17 protein-coding genes are annotated in these 17,229 nt (G+C 65.7%); 3 read left to right on the top strand and 14 right to left on the bottom strand.

Annotated elements, in window-relative coordinates:
* Positions 1–30: 30 nt before the first annotated feature.
* Genes P1IM2_RS15130 through P1IM2_RS15110 form a run of 5 tightly spaced genes read right to left on the bottom strand, consistent with a single transcriptional unit; the run spans position 31 to position 4,187 of the window.
* Entirely contained in the window at positions 31–945 is a 915-nt protein-coding gene (locus tag P1IM2_RS15130) for an SMP-30/gluconolactonase/LRE family protein (RefSeq protein WP_062901861.1), read from the bottom strand.
* Entirely contained in the window at positions 942–1,589 is a 648-nt protein-coding gene (locus tag P1IM2_RS15125) for a carboxymuconolactone decarboxylase family protein (RefSeq protein WP_058812518.1), read from the bottom strand. The genes P1IM2_RS15130 and P1IM2_RS15125 overlap by 4 nt, the downstream gene beginning before the upstream one ends.
* Positions 1,590–1,601: 12 nt before the next feature.
* A complete protein-coding gene (locus tag P1IM2_RS15120) occupies positions 1,602–1,997 on the bottom strand; it encodes a nuclear transport factor 2 family protein (RefSeq protein WP_058812519.1) in 396 nt (131 codons plus the stop codon).
* Between the two features lie 10 nt (positions 1,998–2,007).
* On the bottom strand, positions 2,008–2,895 hold the full coding sequence (locus tag P1IM2_RS15115) for an SDR family NAD(P)-dependent oxidoreductase (RefSeq protein WP_062901860.1): 888 nt from the start codon (positions 2,893–2,895) through the stop codon (positions 2,008–2,010).
* Entirely contained in the window at positions 2,892–4,187 is a 1,296-nt protein-coding gene (locus P1IM2_RS15110) for a spinster family MFS transporter (protein WP_186402959.1), read from the bottom strand. Before P1IM2_RS15110 ends, P1IM2_RS15115 begins: the two co-directional genes overlap by 4 nt.
* A gap of 104 nt (positions 4,188–4,291) precedes the next feature.
* Between P1IM2_RS15110 and P1IM2_RS15105 the strand changes: the two genes are divergently transcribed.
* On the top strand, positions 4,292–5,059 hold the full coding sequence (locus P1IM2_RS15105) for an SDR family NAD(P)-dependent oxidoreductase (protein ID WP_062901858.1): 768 nt from the start codon (positions 4,292–4,294) through the stop codon (positions 5,057–5,059).
* 60 nt (positions 5,060–5,119) lie between these two features.
* Here the strand turns inward: P1IM2_RS15105 and P1IM2_RS15100 are convergent, their stop codons facing one another.
* From P1IM2_RS15100 to P1IM2_RS15090, 3 genes are read right to left on the bottom strand one after another with little or no spacing between them, the layout of a single operon-like run.
* Entirely contained in the window at positions 5,120–5,830 is a 711-nt protein-coding gene (locus P1IM2_RS15100; protein WP_186402958.1) for a glutathione S-transferase N-terminal domain-containing protein, read from the bottom strand.
* A complete protein-coding gene (locus P1IM2_RS15095; protein ID WP_186402957.1) occupies positions 5,827–6,324 on the bottom strand; it encodes a nuclear transport factor 2 family protein in 498 nt (165 codons plus the stop codon). The genes P1IM2_RS15100 and P1IM2_RS15095 overlap by 4 nt, the downstream gene beginning before the upstream one ends.
* 29 nt (positions 6,325–6,353) lie before the next feature.
* On the bottom strand, positions 6,354–8,597 hold the full coding sequence (locus P1IM2_RS15090) for a TonB-dependent receptor (RefSeq protein ID WP_186402956.1): 2,244 nt from the start codon (positions 8,595–8,597) through the stop codon (positions 6,354–6,356).
* Between the two features lie 124 nt (positions 8,598–8,721).
* Here P1IM2_RS15090 and P1IM2_RS15085 point away from each other — a divergent pair, with 124 nt between their 5' ends.
* A complete protein-coding gene (locus P1IM2_RS15085; protein WP_186402955.1) occupies positions 8,722–9,219 on the top strand; it encodes a DUF3237 domain-containing protein in 498 nt (165 codons plus the stop codon).
* A 29-nt stretch (positions 9,220–9,248) separates the two neighbouring features.
* Here P1IM2_RS15085 and P1IM2_RS15080 read toward each other — a convergent pair whose 3' ends face one another.
* A complete protein-coding gene (locus P1IM2_RS15080) occupies positions 9,249–10,814 on the bottom strand; it encodes a long-chain-fatty-acid--CoA ligase (RefSeq protein ID WP_186402954.1) in 1,566 nt (521 codons plus the stop codon).
* Here P1IM2_RS15080 and P1IM2_RS15075 point away from each other — a divergent pair.
* A complete protein-coding gene (locus tag P1IM2_RS15075; protein ID WP_409574542.1) occupies positions 10,795–11,952 on the top strand; it encodes a 5-methyltetrahydropteroyltriglutamate--homocysteine methyltransferase in 1,158 nt (385 codons plus the stop codon). The genes P1IM2_RS15080 and P1IM2_RS15075 overlap by 20 nt on opposite strands.
* 110 nt (positions 11,953–12,062) lie before the next feature.
* Here P1IM2_RS15075 and P1IM2_RS15070 read toward each other — a convergent pair whose 3' ends face one another.
* From P1IM2_RS15070 to P1IM2_RS15050, 5 genes are all read right to left on the bottom strand, one after another.
* On the bottom strand, positions 12,063–12,755 hold the full coding sequence (locus P1IM2_RS15070) for an alpha/beta fold hydrolase (RefSeq protein WP_186402952.1): 693 nt from the start codon (positions 12,753–12,755) through the stop codon (positions 12,063–12,065).
* Between the two features lie 111 nt (positions 12,756–12,866).
* A complete protein-coding gene (locus tag P1IM2_RS15065; RefSeq protein ID WP_062901851.1) occupies positions 12,867–13,787 on the bottom strand; it encodes an NAD(P)-dependent oxidoreductase in 921 nt (306 codons plus the stop codon).
* A complete protein-coding gene (gene eno, locus P1IM2_RS15060) occupies positions 13,784–15,082 on the bottom strand; it encodes a phosphopyruvate hydratase (protein ID WP_186402951.1) in 1,299 nt (432 codons plus the stop codon). The genes P1IM2_RS15065 and eno overlap by 4 nt, the downstream gene beginning before the upstream one ends.
* A complete protein-coding gene (locus P1IM2_RS15055) occupies positions 15,079–16,059 on the bottom strand; it encodes a phosphotransferase family protein (RefSeq protein WP_062901849.1) in 981 nt (326 codons plus the stop codon). Before P1IM2_RS15055 ends, eno begins: the two co-directional genes overlap by 4 nt.
* The gene (locus P1IM2_RS15050; RefSeq protein WP_062901848.1) at positions 16,060–17,187 is read right to left on the bottom strand and encodes an alpha/beta hydrolase; all 1,128 of its coding nucleotides are present in this window, start codon (positions 17,185–17,187) and stop codon (positions 16,060–16,062) included.
* Between the last annotated feature and the right edge of the window lie 42 nt (positions 17,188–17,229).

Genomic DNA, 17,229 nt, shown 5'->3' with positions numbered 1-17,229 from the left:
CTTCTAGCAGCTTCCGGCATAACCGTCAACTTAATTGACGGTTATGCCGGAGCGCGGCCAACGGACGCGGTAGAGCGTCCCGGTGGTCGACGCGGTGATATAGGCGTCGCGCCGATCGGCGCCGCCAAACGCAATGTTGGTCACGCCGATATCGGGGAGCGGTAGAAACTCCGACCCGCCGCCATCAGGATCGAAGATGGTGATGCCGCCTTCGACCATCGTGCCGACACAGATGCGGCCGCCTTCCTCGATCGCAAGGCTGTCGAGCAGGCGGAAGGCGGGCGGCGTACCGACGAACCGCCCCGGCGCCCACGGCGGCGGCGGCGCGAGCTGGCCCGGTGCCACCACCTCCATCGCCCAGACGCGCGCGGTCATGGTCTCGCTGACGTAGAGCGTCCCGCCGTCGGGGGAGAGGCCGATGCCGTTCGGACCGATCATCTCGGCGCGCTGGCGCGTGATCGAGGAGCCGTCGGTGCTGGCATAGTAGATGGCGCCATGATCGCGGCCGCTGCCGCGCACCTGACCATGGTCGGTGAACCAGAAGCCGCCATCGCGGTCGAAGACGATGTCGTTCGGCCCCTTCAGCCGCTCGCCCTCGAAACTGTCGTAGAGCGTCGTCGCCGCCCCGCTGGCGAGGTCGACCCGCTGGATCGAGCCGCAGGCGGCGTCGTGCGCGGCATGACCCGGAAAGAGCAGCGGCCCCGCCCGGGTCCACTGGAACCCGCCATTGTTGCAGACATAGGCAGCACCATCGGGGCCGATCGCCACGCCATTGGGTCCGCCGCCCAGCTCGGCCACGATCGACAGGCTTCCGTCCGGGGCGACGCGGGTCAGCGTGCCGCGGGCAATCTCGACGAGCAGCACCGACCCGTCGGGCATCGGCACCGGCCCTTCGGGAAAGCGCAGGCCGGTGGCGACGACCTCGGGCGCGCCGAAGTCGCTCATTCGGGTTTCGACCGCGGCGCGCTCAGGAAGTCGGCGGCATCGAAGCCTTCGGGGGCCGCGACCTCGACGATCGGATCTTCGCGCGCGTCGAACTCCATGCGCAGCGCGCGGGTGATGACCGCGTGCATGTCATAGAGGCAGGTGATGTAGGTGAATTCGAAAATCTGCTCGTCGTTCCAGAAGGTCTTGAGCTTGTCGAACACCGCCGTCGGGACGCGGCCGTTCGCCTGGCTGAGGCAATCGGCATAGGCGAGGACGGCGCGTTCCTGATCGTTATAGCAGTCGGCGACCTGCCAATGGGCGATCGATGCGATCTTCTCTTCGCTGACCCCCAGACCGCGCAGTGACTTGCAATGCTGCGAAAAGACGAACTGGCTGCCCTTCACCCAGCCCGCGCGCGTCTGCCCAAGCTCGCGCAGCACCGGGTCGATCGAACGCGCCGGATTGCGATAGACCGCGAAACCGTCGACCGCATGTTTGAAGATGTCGGGCGACAGCGCATAGACGGTCCACCAATCGCCCGGCGTGCCGGTCGCGGTACCGGGTTCGGCCACCGGGTCGCGGTCGCCGAACAGGCGCTGATAATAAGCGAGAACGATCTCGTCGGTCACTTCGGACCGCGGAACCTGGCGCAAGACGGGCATGAAACGGACTCCTCAGGCGTTGGCAAATTTGCGGAATTCGGCGACGTGCGCGCTGTCGAAATATTCGTCGAGGCGCGTGATCCGGCCGTTTTCTACCTCGCAGATGATGGCGCACGGCAGGCGCACCGGGCCGTCGTCGTGAACGCGGCGCCCCTTCAGCACATGCTGCTGGACAAAACCCCCCGGAAAGGTGGTCAGGCGGCGGTCGGCATATTCGCGGTCCTTGATGCGCGCGACCATCCCGGTCAGCGTCTGCGCCGTCTGCGCCGGGGTCACGATCAGTTCGTCGGTATTGTGCCATATCTCGGCATCGGGCGTGAAACTGTTCTGCATCGTTTCGATATCGCCCTGCTCGATCGCGTCGAAGAAGCGCGTCGCCATGGCGCGAATGTCGTCCTGTTCGTTCATCAGTCTCTCCTCAAATCCGCGCGCCGAACATGCGGCCGCCATTGGCCGCGATCAGCCCGTCGATATCGTCGCCCTTGTAATCCGGATCGGCGGATTCGCCGAAGGCTGTCAGCATGTCGCGCGTCACCAGTTCGGCCATCGCCTTCCATTCGGGGTGGGTGAAAATCCAATAGTCGCCATTCTCGATCGCCTGGACGACGCGCGCGCCGATCTTTGCCGGGTCCATTCCGCCCGCAAGCACGCCCTGCATGGCCTGGCTGGTCGCGGCCGCCCGGCCCACCTCGACCTGCGCCGGGCGCAGATCGCGCGTCGTTTCGACAATGCGCGTCGCCGACATCCCCGGCATCAGGACCGAAATATCGACGCAGGTGCCCGCAAGCTCGTTGCGCAGCGCCATCGCGATGCCGAGCGTCGCATATTTCGAACTGATATAGGCGACCGAGATCGGCGGCGGCACGATCGCAACCATCGACGATGTGATGACGAGGTGGCTCGCCTCGCCCGATGCCTTCATCGCACCGAGGAAGGTGCGGCAGGCATAAAGATGCGCATGGGCATTGACGGCATAGTTCCAGCGCCAGACGTCGGTGTCATAATCCTCGAACGGCCCCGAACCGCCGCCCACACCGGCATTGCTGAACAGGATGCGTACCGGGCCGAAGGCCTGCGCGGCGGCACCGGCATCGGCCCAGCTTGCCTCGTCGGTCACGTCGAGCTGCAACCCGATCGCCTCGGCCCCCGCGGCGCGCAGGCTTTCCGCCGCCGCTTCCGCCCCCGCTCCGTCGATATCGGCGAGGACCAGCCGCGCGCCCCTGTCCGCCAGCGCCCGCGCCGTCGCGAGACCAAGCCCGCTGGCGCCGCCGGTGACGAACGCCGTCTTGCCTGCAACATCGGTCATTCGGCGAAATCCTGATCGAGGTGGCGCGTCATCGCGAACTGGGCCAGCCCTGCGGCGACGGCAAAGGGAAGGATGGCAAGCAAGGCCCAGCGCAAGCTTTCATCACCATAGGCCGGTTTGAGGTAATCGCTCACCACGCCGATGAACAGCGGACCGAGGCCGAGGCCGACGATGTTGAACATCAGCATCAGCACCGCCGCGGCCGTCGCGCGGCTGCGCGGCGGGGTCAGATTCTGCACCAGCGCCAGCGCCGGGGCGACATAGGCGGTGCAGGCCGCCATCGGGATCAGCAACAGCGCAAGCGACACTTGCCAGCTATCGACGAGGAGCGCCGCGGCGAAGCTCGGGATCAGGACGGCGGTGGCCAAAGCGGGAATCGATCCATAGGCGCGCGGCGATCGCTTCGCGACGTGGCTGACCAGCCAGCCGCCGCCGAGGATGCCGATCCCGAAGGTAATGCCGGCGGCGGGCGCGAACCAGGTCGCCATCGCATCGAGCGGCATGCCCTGGGTGCGCATCAGGAAGGCCGGGATCCAGTTGAGCATGCCATAGCTGACGAAGGCGGCAAGGCCGCTGCCGACCATCACCATGCGCAGCGACCGGCGGCGCACGAACATCGCAAGGCTCTGCCGAAAGGGCAGCGCTTCGTCGGCCGTCTGCTGCTTGTCCATGGCGCCGCGCGCGGGTTCGCGGACCAGCCAGATCAAGAGCGGCGCAACAAGGATACCGACGACGCCGATGACCAGGAAGGCATTGCGCCAGCCTATGTTGGCCGCCGCCCAGGCGCCGAAGGCGGCGCCGACGAACACGCCGAACGGACCGTTCAGCGTGAACAGGCCGATCGCCAGCGGCCGGCGATCGGGCGGGTAATAATCGGCGATCACCGACAGCGACGGGGCGGTGCCCCCCGCCTCGCCCGCGCCGACGCCGAAGCGCATCAGCGCCAGTTGCCAGAAGTTCGACACCATGCCGCACGCGGCGGTGAAGCCGCTCCACACCACGCAGGCGATACCGATCAGCTTCACCCGGTTCCACCGGTCGGCGATCATCGCGACCGGGACGCCCATCGCCGCATAGAAGAGCGCGAAGGCAAGGCCGGTGAGCAAGCCGAACTGCGTATCGCTGAACTGCATATCGGCGCGGATCGGTTCGACGAGCACCGACAGCAGCTGGCGGTCGACGAAGTTGATCGTGCCGACCAGGAACAGCATCGCGAGCGCAAAATTGCGGCGGACGGCGATCGAACGGTCGGCCGGCGCGGCGCCCGCATCAAGGGCGGTGGCTTGCGTCATGGCTCTCCCCAAACATGTGATTCTTGTCGGGTCAAAATACTTAGGTATTTAAGTTTATCTGTCAATGTGCTTTACGGTAAGGCGACATCGAACGGGAGAGAGCAATGGATATCAAGGGTAAAACCGCCATCGTTACCGGCGCCGCGAGCGGCATCGGCCGCGCCACCGCCGTCGCGCTTGCCGAGCGCGGCGCCGCCGCGATCGCACTTGTCGACGTCAACGAAATCGACCTGCGCGAAACGGCGGGTCGCGTCGAGGCGGCGGGCGCGCGAGCGACGGTCCACCGCCTCGACCTGTCCGACATCGCCGCGACCGAAGCCTGGTTCGCGGCGCATGGCGACGTCGACATTCTCCACAACAATGCCGGGGTCGTATCGGGACTGCCGCAATTTCCCGACGTCGACGCGGCGCGCATCCGCTGGATCATCGACGTCAATGTGACCTCGCTGATCGCCGCGACGCAGATCGCCGTGCAGGCGATGCGCCGCCGCGGCGGCGGGGTGATCGTCAACACCGTGTCGACCGTCGCGCTCGGCACCGGATTTTACGATACGATGTATGCGACGACCAAAGCGGCGGTGATGATGTTCACCCGCTGCTGCGCGCCGCTGAAGGCCGAATGCAACGTCCGCGTCGCGGGGATGCTGCCGGGCCTTGTCGATACACCGATCCTCGACACCACGGGCGCGGGCGGCAAATCGGAGTGGATGGAGCAAGTGCTGGCCAATAATGAAGCCTGCGAACCCAGGGATATCGCCGGCGGCGTCATCGCGCTGATCGAGGATGACGGTTTGGCCGGGGGCGACTGGCTCGCGGTGCGGCGGCTCGCCGGAAAGATCGAATATCAGTGGGGTCATGCCGATACCGTCTGATCCACGCTCGTCATTGCGGGCGAAGCCGCGTCGCTTCGCTCTTCGCAATGGCGCAGGAGGTCAGCGCGTCGGCGCGGCGAGCATATTCTTGCCGAACAGGTTCGACCATTGCTCCTCGGTCAGCACGGGCCGCGCGCTCGCAAGGTTGGCGGCATTCTTGACGTCGGTTCCGGCAATCACCGCCGGCCGCTCGCCCACGCGCGCGAACCAGTCGGCAACGGCAGGATAATCGTCGAGCGTCAGCCCGATCAGCTGCACCGCGCGCGCCCAGGGCCAGGCCGCCATGTCGGCGATGCTATATTCCTCGGCCAGATAGTCTGCCTCGGACAGGCGTCCGTTCAGAACGTGCAGCAGGCGAACTGTCTCGTTCCGGTAGCGCTCGGTCGGGTAGGTCTGGCCTTCGGGTGCGTAGCGGATGAAATGATGCGCCTGCCCCTGCATCGGCCCGAAGCTGGCCATCTGCCACATCAGCCATTGCTGCGCCTGGCTGCGACGGCGCGGATTTCCGGGCAGGAACTTGCCGCTCTTTTCGGCAAGATAAAGCAGGATCGCGCCGCTTTCGAAGACAGGCAGCGGCGCCCCGCCGCCGATCGGTTCATGGTCGACGATCGCGGGCAGGCGTCCGTTGGGGTTGATGCGCCGAAAGTCGGGGGTGAGATGATCGCCCGCGAGCACATCCATCTTGAGCAGGCGGTGCGGCAAGCCCGTCTCTTCAAGCATGATCGAAACCTTGTGCCCGTTGGGCGTGGGGGTGAAATAAACCTCGATCATGCAATTCCTCTTTCGGCAAAACGGGCGCGGGCGGCGGCAAATGCGGCGTCGAAGGCAGGCTTCCCCGCCGGGTAGCCCGCAACGGTGAGCGTGACACCTGCGATCCGCCATCGCCCGTCGCGAATCAGATGGTGGGTGTAATGACCGACAAGGTCGCCCATCAGCGCGGCGCCATCGACGGTAATGAAGTGCGCCGCATCGACGATTCCCGTCACCACGGCGCGATCGCCCTCGATCTCGGCGCGCACATTGTGCAGCCGGTGCGCGGTAGCGTCGAAACCCTCGAGCGCGCGGCAGCGGCGCGTCCATTCATCGGCATCGATCGTCGCGACGATCGACCCGATCGCGCCATAGTCGATCGCGATCCGGTCGGCGAACAGCGCTCGATACGCGCCCCAGTCGCGCGCATCGAGCTCGGTGGCATAAGCGGTCACGACCGCCACCGCCGCTTCCCGGTCAAGGAAAGCGTCGATAGCGGTCGCGTCGGTCGGCATTCTAGTGGGACTGCCAGCTAGCGGGACTGCTAGAATTTGAAGCCGGCTTCGATCGACAGGTTGCGCGGCGGTTCGAGATAGAGAATCGCGCGCGGAACCGCGGTGATCGGCGCCGGCAGGTTGAACGCGCTGCCCGTCGTCAGCTCGTTGGTCAGATTCTTGCCGACGAAGGCCAGGAACCAGCGCTCGTCCGCATCCGAAAGCTGCACGCGCAGGTCGAGCTTCACATAGCCTTTCTGGATGCCGAAAATCGGGCTCTGATTGTCCGAGTCGAAATATTTCGAGCGGCCCGCGGCGACGCCCGTAATGTCGAGCTTCAGATCGTCGCCCAGCGGCACGCGGCCGTGCGCCGAGACATTGCCGGTCCATTTCGAGGTATAGGCGAGACGATAGCCGGCGAGATTGTTAGTCGCCGGCGTGCAGGTACTCGGCTGCGACGCAAGGCAGGCAGCCCCCGGATAATCGTCGTATTTGATGTCCTGATACGCACCCGATGCGGTGATATCGAGGTTGGGCGACAGATAGAGCGCAAGCGATCCTTCGATGCCCTTCGACGTCGCGCTCGCGGCGTTGCCGGTCAGATAGCTGGAGCTTGCCGGCTGATAGACCGAAACCTGCAGATTCTTGAACTGGGTGTCATAGATCGAGACGTTGGCGACGACCTTGCCGTCGAACAGCGTCGATTTGACGCCCGCTTCATAGTTGGTCGAGCGCTCGGGCTTGAATGCGAAGGTCGCATTCGTGGTGCCGAGGGTATTCGACACAAAGCCGCCCGACTTCGACCCGCGGCCATAGGTCGCGTAGAGCATGATGCGCGGTGCGACGTCGAACTGCACCGTCACCGACGGATCGACATTGCCTTCGCTGAGCGAACCGACCGCGCTGGAGATCGGACGGATCGCAAACGGGCCATAGACCAGCCGCGAGGCGAAATCGGCGTCCTTGCTCGTGTGGCTGTAGCGCAGGCTGCCGATCACGCGGAAGGTGTCGGCCAGGTTCAGCGTACCCTGTCCGAAGACCGACCAGCTGTCCGACGTCTGGTTGAAGCGGCTGTCGATGCGGCCGAAATAGGGCGAACCGAACAGGTTGGCGATATTGAAGCCCTGCAGCTGGTCGAGCCGGTATTTGCCATGGTCGTAATAAGCGCCGACGATGAAATCGAAGGTGCGGCCGGTCGGCGACAACAGGCGAATTTCCTGGGAGAATTGCTCGAAGCGTTCGGGGAAGCTGTTGTATACCGAATTGTTGGTAAACGCGCCGCCGCCGCCCGGAATCGTCTGATCGAAGCCGTTGACGATATTGGCGTTGAACCAGCTGTAACCGGTCACCGACGTCAGCGTATAGTCGCCTATCGCGATGTTGCCGGTGCCCGATATCATGACCGATTTGGTCTTGGTCCCTTCATCGCCGAGCGCCGACTTGTCGAGATAGCGGGTAAGGTGCGGATCCTGCGCGCTGGTCAGCGGGCTCGACACGGTAATGCCGCCCACGACATCGCGGTTCGCATATTCGACCTTCGCGGTGTAATCGAAATTGGCCGACGGTTCCCATTTCATCGTCAGGCGGAGAAGCTGCTGCTTGATCTCCGGATCGTCATGGTCGGTCGCGAGGTTGCGGATATAGCCCTGCTGGTTGAGCACCTTCATCGCGAGGCGCGCGCTCAGCGTGTCGGTCAGCGGCCCCGACAGATAGCCCGAAAAGTCGGTGCCCTTGAAATCGAAGTTATAATTGGCGGTCAGCTTGCCTTCGAACTGGTCGGTCGGCCCCGCCGACACGACGCTGACCGCGCCGGCCGCGGTGTTCTTGCCGAAAAGGGCGCCCTGCGGACCGCGCAGCACCTCGACGCGCGCGAGGTCGAAGAAGGGTGCCTGCGCCTGACGCGACCGGCCGGCGTAGACGCCGTCGACATAGAGCGAGACCGACTGGTCGAACGCGAAGTTCGCCGGCGGCGAGCCGAAGCCGCGAATGTAGATCACGTCATTGCCCGCGGTCGACTGGACGAAGACGTTCGGCGTGTAATTCATCACCGCCTTGATGTCGTTCGAGTTGAAATCGTCGAGCCGCTGGCCGCTGACGACCTCCATCGAGATCGGAACATCCTGGATGTTCTGGGCGCGCTTTTGCGCCGTCACGATGATTTCATTGCCGCTGACGCTTGCTTCCGCGGACGTATCGGCGCCATCGTCGGCAGTCTGCGCCATCGCCGGCGCGGCGGTAGCCAGCATCGCAAGCGTCGCGACGCCAGCGAGCAGATTCGAATGTCGAGCCTTCATCTTCACCCTCCCATAAAGCCTAGTGCAACGGTACCGGTTTCTCCGTCCGATCCGTCAATCTGATTGACCCTTAGTATACTAATGGTTTTATGCTTGTCCAGAGTTTCAAGAGAGGATTCCCATTATGACCGACGAAAATCGCCAGAGCGCGCTTGCGAGCCGCCCCTTGTGCACCGTGGAGTTCGAGGTCGGCGGCGGCCTGATCGGGATCGGCGCGTCGCCTTTCGGCGACCAGCGGCTCGGCTATATCACCGGCGGACGATTTTTCGGACCGCGAATCAACGGCATCGTTCTGCCGGGTGGCGGCAATTGGTCGCGCGGCGGGCGGCTGGGCGAAGCGGCGTCGGTCGGCACCTTTGATGCGCGCGCGGTGTGGCAGACCGACGACGGCGCGCTCATCTACCTCAGCTATACGGGGCGCAGCCTGATTCCCGACGACGTCCGCACCGCCTTCGCCGACCCTGCCGCGCCCCATGTCGATCCTGCGCGCTATTATCTGCGAATCGCGCCCGTGTTCGAGACCGCGAGTCCCCGATACGACTGGCTCAACGGTCTGCTCGCCGTCGGAGTCGGCGAGCGCACCGACTTCGGCGTGCGCCATGTGATCCACGAGATATTGTGAGGCGAAATGCCTAAGGCAGTGCCCCGCCCCTAGCCCACGGCTCGGTCGCGGCCTTCCCAATAGGGCGCGCGAAGTTCGCGGCGCAGCACCTTGCCCGAGGGATTGCGCGGCAGCGCGTCGATCGTCTCGACGCTCTTCGGCGCCTTGTAGGCAGCGATGCGCTCGCGCGCCCATGCGATGACATCGGCGGGATCGACCGTGGCGCCGGGCGCGGGGACGACCAGCGCCTTGACCGCCTCGCCCCATTTGTCGTCGGGCACGCCGATGACCGCGACATCGGTGACACCAGGGCAGCCCATGATCGCGCTTTCGACCTCGGCCGGATAGACATTCTCGCCGCCCGACACGATCATGTCCTTGATCCGGTCGTGGACGAAGTAGAAACCGTCGGCGTCACGATAGCCGACATCGCCGGTGTGCAGCCAGCCGCCGATCACGGTTTCGGCGGTCGCCTCGGCGCGGTTCCAATATTCCTTCATCACGATGTCGCCGCGGATCGCGATCTCGCCGATCTCGCCGTCACCGAGCGGCCGCCCCTCGCCATCAAGGATCGCCATCTCGGTCTGCGGCCAGGGCTGACCGCATGAGGTGAGTTTGCCGGGCAGGTCGTGCGCGGCGGGCGAAAGGTAGGAGCCGCCGCCCGAGCTTTCGGTCATGCCGTAGAATTGCACGAAATCGCAGCCGAAGGTCGCGCGCGCGCGGCGCAGCACATCCTCCGCGATTGGCGAGGCGCCATAAGCGATCGACCGCAACGCCGAATAGTCGCCTGTCGCTGCGGCGGGCTGTTGCAGCATCATCTGGATCATCGCGGGCGCGAGGAAGGCGTGCGCAACGCGTTCCTCCGTCAGCATCCGCACCGCATCGTCCGCGACGAAATCCTTGACCAGCACCAGCCGCCCGCCCTGCGCCAGCCCCGAAAAGCTGACATTGGTGCCGGCGACGTGGAACAGCGGCATCACGATCATCACCGTTTCGTCCTCGCCATAGGCGAAGCCATCGACCTCGGTCGCCATTTCGAGGAAGCGGCGGTAATTCTTGTTGGCGAGCACGACGCCCTTGGGCCGCCCGGTGGTGCCGCTCGTATAGAGCTGCAACACATCGTCGGCGAGTTGCGGCGCGTCGGTGGGCGGGGTCGCGGCCGCATCGCCGAGCCAGGCGTCGAAGCTTTCGAAGTCGGGGTGCGCGCCATAAAGCGCCACCAACCGCGGCTTTTCGGCAAACCCGGCGACCGCGGCCAGCGCGGTGTCGAAGAAATCCTCGCCCACGAAGAGCAGCTTCGGCGCCGCGTCGCCCAAAATGAAACCGATCTCGCCCGCGGCGAGGCGGCAGTTGATCGGCGCCAAGCAGGCGCGCGCACGCGCGGTGCCGAAGAAGAGCGGATACCAGGCGTCGTGGTTCTTGGTCAGCACCGACACCCGGTCGCCAGGCCCCACCCCCGACGCCAGCAGCGCGTTCGCGACCCGGTTCGACTGCGCATCAAGCGCGGCAAAACTCGTTTCGCGATCTCCATATTTGACCGCGACCGCCTGCCCACGCGCGCGCGCCTGCGCCGCCGGAATATCGGCCAGCGTCCGAATGGCCTCCAGATCGATCATTTCGCTCTCCCATCGTCACTTTGATCTTGAATTAGATAGAATACTAAGCAAATACTTGGCCAGCAAAAAAGCGAGAGGATCCGCCTTGTTCGATCACCCCATCCTGCCGACAACGATCGTCGGAAGCTACCCCCAACCCGATTGGCTGATCGACCGCGAACGATTGAAGGCCAGCCTGCCGCCACGCGTGCGTGCCGAGACTTTGTGGCGCATCCCCGAACCCTGGCTGGCGGATGCGCAGGAAGCCGCGACCTTGATGGCGATCCGCGATCAGGAAGAGCTGGGCATCGACATCGTCGGCGACGGCGAGATGCGCCGCGAAAGCTATTCGAACCGGCTCGCGACCGCGCTGTCGGGGATCGACACCGAACAGCATGGCACCGCGATCGACCGCACCGGCAACGCCAATCCGGTGCCGCTCGTCTCGGGCCCGATCCGCCGCGTGGCGCCGATCGAGGCGCAGGACGCCGCCTTTCTCCGTCGCCATTCGACCAAGCCGGTCAAGCTGACCCTGCCCGGCCCCTTCACCATGACCCAGCAGGCCGAGAACGCCTATTATCCCGACCTCAGATCGCTCGCGATGGATTATGCCGATGCGGTCAATGCCGAGGTGAAGGATCTGTTCGCCACCGGCGTCGATGTCGTCCAACTCGACGAACCCTATCTGCAGGCGCGCGCCGCCGAGGCGAACGCCTATGCGATCGAGGCGATCAACCGCGCGCTCGATGGCGTCGGCGGCACGACCGCGCTGCATATCTGCTTCGGCTATGCGATGGTGCACCACAGCGCGGGGGCGACGGGGCCGAAGCCGAAGGCCTATGACTTCCTCGCCGAACTCGAAGCGTCGGCGATCGACGTGATTTCGATCGAGGCGGCGCAGCCGGGGCTCGACCCCGCGATCCTCGCCGAACTGCCGACCAAGACGATCATGTACGGGGTGCTCGACCTGTCGACGCCCGATGTGGAAACGCCCGAAATCGTCGCGGGCCGCATCCGCGAGGCGCTGCGCTATGTTGACGCCGAACGGCTGTGGATCGCGCCTGATTGCGGGATGAAATATCACAGCCGCGACCATAGCCAGGCCAAGCTAAAGGCGATGGTCGACGGGGCGGCGCTGGTACGGGCGGAGTTGAAATAGCCTATCCCATCGTCATTGCGAGGAGCGGAGCGACGAAGCAATCTCCAGCTACCGGCCTTGTGCGAGACCGATGGCTGGAGATTGCTTCGCTTCGCTCGCAATGACGACCGTTATGCGTCGATGAAATCCGCCAACAACGGCACCACCAACTCCGGTGCCTCGACCATCGGCAGATGCCCTGCCCCCGCGATCACCTCCAGCCGCGCGCCCGGAATCGCGTCCAATATCTCGTCATGCTGCGCGCGGCTGGTGATGCCGTCCTTGTCGCCCCAGATCAGCAGGGTCGGCACCGCAATCTCGCCCAGGCGCGGGCGGCTGTCGATGCGCGCCATGATCGCGCGCTGCTGCGCGAGGAAAGTGTCGGCGCCGGTATCCGCCGCCATCTGCCGCGCGATGCCGAGCAGGCGCGCGTCGCCGCGCTTTTCTTCCGGAAACAGGATCGGGATGCGCTCCTCGACGACCTGATCGAACCGGCCGCTTGTCACGAGGTCGATATAGCCCTGCCGCCGCGCCGTCTGCGCTGGACCATCGGCGGAGGCGAGCGTCGAGATCAGCGCCAGCTTCGCAACCCGCCCGGGCGCCCGGCGCATCACCTCGAAGGCGATGAAGCCGCCCATGGCGTGTGCGACCAGCGCGAATTTCGGCGGCGCATTGTCGAGCAGCCGCTGCGCGAAGCCCGCGATCGTATCGTCGCTGCGGTTATCGGCGACGATGACCTCGCGGTCGGTCCAGGCGTCAAGGAGCGGTTGCCACACGGCTTCGGTCAAAAGCTGGCCGGTGATGAGGACGATCGGAAGCGTCATGGGGTCAATCCTAAAGCGTCGTCATTCCGAGGAACCGAAGGCGACGCGGCAATCCAGAGCAGGCGTAAACCGCACTGGATTGCTTCGCTCCGCTCGCAATGACGAAATGTTTCATACCACCTGATGCAGCAGCGCTTCGCCCGCCCCCAGCCGACGGCAATTCTCATGCGCCACCGTCAGGCTGCGCACGAGCGTCTCGGGCGTAAGCCATGCGACATGCGGCGCGAGCACCGCATTGGGCAGGCCGAGCAGCGGATTCCCGCGCGGCAACGGCTCCTCCGCAAACACGTCGAGCCCCGCGCCGCGCAGATGGTCCGCGGTCAGCGCCGCGACCAGCCGATCCTCGTCGACCAGTTCGCCGCGCGCGGTGTTCACCAGTATCGCGCCCTGCTTCATCGCGAACGGGTCGATGCTGGCGCGCGTCTCTTCGGTCAGCGGCATGTGCAGCGAGACGATATCGCTCTCCGCGAGCAACTGGCCAAGCGGCAGAAATTCATAAGGCCCGTCGCGCTCGCGCCGCGCCGTATAGACCACCCGCGCCCCCAGCGCGGCGAGCACCGGCGCGAGCAGTTGCGCCGAATTGCCGAACCCGACGAGCCCCACGGTGCGCCCGCCGACCTCGCCCACCGAATCGAGTTCGGACGGATCGGCGGTCCAGCCTTCACCGGCGCGGGTCCGCGCGTCGAAGAAGCAGGTGCGGCGCAGCACGGCCATCATCAGCGACAGCGCCATTTCGGCGACCGCCTGGCTGTTGGTGCCCGGCATGTTGCACACCGCGACACCATGCTCGCGCGCCGCGTCGAGCGCGATCGTGTTCACGCCCACGCCGAGCTTCTGGATCAGCTTGAGCCTGGGCGCCGAAGCGATGAAGTCGGCCGTTACGGGGGTCAGCACATGGAGCAGCGCGGTGATCTCGCCAGCCACCGCGTCGAGCGGTGCGGCTTCGTCGACATGCGTCACGACGCCCGCGCCGAAGATGGCATCGACCGCCGCGCGGAAGCCGGGGCTTGGGCGGGCGTGGAGAACGATCATGCCGCGACCCGCCCGATCGACCCCGCAAAGGCCGAGAAGCCGGCAAATTCGGCCTCGGCGCCCATCGCTTCCTCGATCCGCAGCATCTCGTTCCACTTCGCCATCCGTTCGGAGCGGGTAAAGCTGCCGACCTTCAATTGCCCCGCGTCCCAGCCGGTGGCCAGATGCGCGATCGTGACATCCTCGCTCTCGCCCGAGCGTGCCGAGACGATCGCGCCCCAGCCGCGCGCGACCGCGGCATCGAGCGCGGCCTTCGCTTCGGTGACGGTGCCGATCTGGTTCACCTTGATTAGCGCCGCATTGCACACCGCTGCATCGCCCGCGCGCTCGACGCGCGCCGCATTGGTGACGAGCACATCGTCGCCGATGATTTGCACCCGGTCGCCGATAGCTGCGGTGACCGCCGCCATCGCGGTCCAGTCATCCTGCCCCGCCGGGTCTTCGATCGACAGGATCGGATAGCGTCCCGCCCATTCGATAATGCGCGCCGCCATGTCCTCGCTCGTCAATCGCCCCTCGTCGAGCGCGAAGCTGTAGCCCGAGGCATCGCCGAGTTCGTTCGCCGCAATGTCGAGCGAGATGAAGACGTCTTCGCCCGCGCGGTGCCCGCTGGCCTCGATCGCCTTGGTCAGCGTGCCCAGCGCATCCTCGTTCGAGGCGAAATTCGGCCACCAGCCGCCTTCGTCGGCGACCCCCGACAGCGGCCCCTTGGCTTCCATCAACTTGCCCGCGGCGCGATACACATCGTCGGTGATTTCGAGTGCGCGACGAAAGCTGCCCGCCGCGGGGCACATGATCATGAAATCCTGCACGTCGGTGCGCCGCCCGGCGTGGGCGCCGCCGCCGAAAATCTGGATCTCGGGCAGCGGGATGCGGACTTTGCGGTCCCCGGCGAGGTAGCGCCACAGCGGCAGCCGCGCGTCGGCGGCCGCCGCGTGCAGCACCGCCATCGACACCGCAACGACGGCGTTCGCCCCCAGCCGCGCCTTGTTCGGGGTGCCGTCGAGATCGCACAGCGCCTTGTCGACCGCCGCCTGGTCGCCCGCATCCATGCCGATCAGCGCGGGCGCGATCTCGGCCCCGATCCCGGCGACCGCGCCATTGACGCCATAGCCGCCGAAGGCCGGGCCGCCGTCGCGCAGGTCGATCGCCTCATGCGCGCCGCGCGAGGCACCGGCGGGCGCAATGGCGCGGCCAACCGCGCCCGATTCGAGGATAACTTCCGCCTCGACCGTGGGGCGGCCACGCGAATCCCAAAGCTGGCGGCCGGCAACCGAAGCGATAGGCGACGTCATTCCTTGGTCCTTTTCCAGTTTGCGACGAGCGCATCGATGGGCGTCGGCGCGAGCAGCAACGCACGCGCCTGATCGCGCACGATTTGTTTGTGATGGCGGTCGGTCAGATAGGGCGCGGGCGATTTGCCCTCGACCCGCGCGAGCAGCAACGCGGCGGTCAGTTTGCCGGCGCGCAGCGCCAGCGCGTCGGCGTCTTCCCAATCGATGCCGGCGCGATAGGTCTCGACCAGCGCCGCCGCGGCCTCGCCGAGCCGTTCGTTCCCCAGCCACACCGCCTTCAGCAGCAGATGCGTGGTGCAAAAGGCAAGGTCGAAGGCCGGGTCGCCATAGACTGCACATTCGGCGTCAAGGAACACCGGCCCGTCTGCACCGACGAGAATATTCTTGGGGCTGACGTCGCCGTGAACGAGCGCCACCTTGCGCGACGAGAGGTCGTCGGCGAGCGCGTAGAGCGCCGGCGCGCACTCCGCATCCTTTTGCGCAACGAACAGCAGAAAGGGATCGACGCGCAGCGCGCGGAACATCGCATCGGTCGGAAAGGCGTCGCGGTCGGCGGCGCTGTTCGCGGTCGCGGCGTGGACCGCCACGATGCCGCGACCGACAGCCGCCGCGAACCCCGGATCGACACGGCCCGCGATCAATTCATCCTTCCACACCGGACAATCCGGCAGGAAGCGCATCGCGAAGCCGTGGCCGGGCAATTCGGCCAGCACCTCGGGCACTAGATGCGGATCGACGCCGCGCGCCCGGCGCAGCCAGCGCACCTCGCTCGCGCCGCGTTCGACCGGTGCGTGCCAATCGGCGGCGACACGCAATTGCTCGAGCGGCCGCTTGACCACGATCGGCCCCGCCGGGCCGTCGACCCGCCACACGTCGCAGGACACGCCGCCGGTCAATGGCTCGAGGACGACCTCGCCCTCGCCCGCCAGCCCGGCCGCGCGCAATCCCGCAATGATGTCGGCGGTCGCCGTGTCCACTTACAGCTTCTCCCGGATCCAGCTGCTGACCAGATCGGCGGCATTTTGCCGTTCTTCGATCGAATCCTCGAAATAATGCGCGCCGGGGATCAGTTCGAGCCTTTTGTCCGCGGTGCCGAGGAAGTCGAAGATCTTGCGCGCATCGCTGGGGAAGACGCCGGTGTCGGCGAGCCCCTGCACCACCAGCGCGGGGGTGTCGTGCTTGGCGAGGTGCGGCTGCCCCTGGCACGGCGATGTTTCGAGGCTCCACATGTTGAGCCAGGTCTTGATCGTATTGGCGCGGCCGATGCTGGGGGTGCGGTTGGCGATTGCCGGGTCGCCGCGATAGCACCAGTTGGGCTTGCGGTCCGACGGGTCGATCGCCGGATCGACGCAGCGGATGTCGCCCCAGCAGCGGAACATCGGAAAGATACGGTCGGGGATTCCGGCCGCATTGAGCCGCGCGAGTTCGGCCTTTGCCCAATCGGTGATGCGCTGGTTGCGCGCGCGCTGGCCGGCGCGATATTTTTCGATGAAAGCGTCCGAATAGGGCGGGCCATTGTCGGGATTGAACGGGTCGAGCTCGGGATCGGTCAGCGTCGGATCATTTTCGTCGATCACCGACGCGTCCATCCAGTCGGTCAGCACTTCGGGACGTCCCTGGTGGGCGTTGAAGCTGATATAGAGATTGCCCTTGATGAGCTGCGCCAGCGCATCCTGACCGATTGACGGCAGCCGGTCGGTCAAGGTCGGCGCGATCGCTTCGGCCTGATAGGCGCCCATCAGCGAGCCGCCGCCCGAATTGCCGAGGATCACGATCTGTTCGACCCCGGCCTCTTCTTTCAGCCACTTCATTCCGACCCCGATGTCGAGGATGGCATGTTCGAGCAGGAATTGGTCCTCGAACCCGCGATAGCGCGTATTCCAGCCGAGAAAGCCAAAACCGGCGCGGGCAAAATAGGGCGCGATATAATGTTCGGAAAAATCGACATTATAATGGGTGGCGATGATCGCGACCTTGGGCCGCTTGCCCGCCTCGGTCCAATATATGCCCTGACAGGGATGGCCGCCCGCCTGAATCCGCGGCGCGGTCGGCGACGTGCGGCCGATGAATTGTGCGTCCAGTCCTGCAATCCCGTTCGGGTCCATCAGTCTCTCTCCTGCCTGTTATATCTCATAATCGTCATCCCG

The sequence above is a fragment of the Sphingopyxis sp. P1IMeth2 genome (genome assembly GCF_900185685.1).
GTDB classification, from domain to species: domain Bacteria; phylum Pseudomonadota; class Alphaproteobacteria; order Sphingomonadales; family Sphingomonadaceae; genus Sphingopyxis; species Sphingopyxis terrae_A.
Note: the sequence above shows the minus strand (reverse complement) of the source record. Positions and strands in the feature narration are given on the sequence as shown.

What these genes read in the sequence shown, in the direction of transcription:
- P1IM2_RS15130 (WP_062901861.1), bottom strand. Translation starts at nt 945, where the DNA reads ATGAGCGACTTCGGCGCGCCCGAGGTCGTCGCCACCGGCCTGCGCTTT.
- P1IM2_RS15125 (WP_058812518.1), bottom strand. Translation starts at nt 1,589, where the DNA reads ATGCCCGTCTTGCGCCAGGTTCCGCGGTCCGAAGTGACCGACGAGATC.
- P1IM2_RS15120 (WP_058812519.1), bottom strand. Translation starts at nt 1,997, where the DNA reads ATGAACGAACAGGACGACATTCGCGCCATGGCGACGCGCTTCTTCGAC.
- P1IM2_RS15115 (WP_062901860.1), bottom strand. Translation starts at nt 2,895, where the DNA reads ATGACCGATGTTGCAGGCAAGACGGCGTTCGTCACCGGCGGCGCCAGC.
- P1IM2_RS15110 (WP_186402959.1), bottom strand. Translation starts at nt 4,187, where the DNA reads ATGACGCAAGCCACCGCCCTTGATGCGGGCGCCGCGCCGGCCGACCGT.
- P1IM2_RS15105 (WP_062901858.1), top strand. Translation starts at nt 4,292, where the DNA reads ATGGATATCAAGGGTAAAACCGCCATCGTTACCGGCGCCGCGAGCGGC.
- P1IM2_RS15100 (WP_186402958.1), bottom strand. Translation starts at nt 5,830, where the DNA reads ATGATCGAGGTTTATTTCACCCCCACGCCCAACGGGCACAAGGTTTCG.
- P1IM2_RS15095 (WP_186402957.1), bottom strand. Translation starts at nt 6,324, where the DNA reads ATGCCGACCGACGCGACCGCTATCGACGCTTTCCTTGACCGGGAAGCG.
- P1IM2_RS15090 (WP_186402956.1), bottom strand. Translation starts at nt 8,597, where the DNA reads ATGAAGGCTCGACATTCGAATCTGCTCGCTGGCGTCGCGACGCTTGCG.
- P1IM2_RS15085 (WP_186402955.1), top strand. Translation starts at nt 8,722, where the DNA reads ATGACCGACGAAAATCGCCAGAGCGCGCTTGCGAGCCGCCCCTTGTGC.
- P1IM2_RS15075 (WP_409574542.1), top strand. Translation starts at nt 10,795, where the DNA reads ATGGCCTCCAGATCGATCATTTCGCTCTCCCATCGTCACTTTGATCTT.
- P1IM2_RS15080 (WP_186402954.1), bottom strand. Translation starts at nt 10,814, where the DNA reads ATGATCGATCTGGAGGCCATTCGGACGCTGGCCGATATTCCGGCGGCG.
- P1IM2_RS15070 (WP_186402952.1), bottom strand. Translation starts at nt 12,755, where the DNA reads ATGACGCTTCCGATCGTCCTCATCACCGGCCAGCTTTTGACCGAAGCC.
- P1IM2_RS15065 (WP_062901851.1), bottom strand. Translation starts at nt 13,787, where the DNA reads ATGATCGTTCTCCACGCCCGCCCAAGCCCCGGCTTCCGCGCGGCGGTC.
- eno (WP_186402951.1), bottom strand. Translation starts at nt 15,082, where the DNA reads ATGACGTCGCCTATCGCTTCGGTTGCCGGCCGCCAGCTTTGGGATTCG.
- P1IM2_RS15050 (WP_062901848.1), bottom strand. Translation starts at nt 17,187, where the DNA reads ATGGACCCGAACGGGATTGCAGGACTGGACGCACAATTCATCGGCCGC.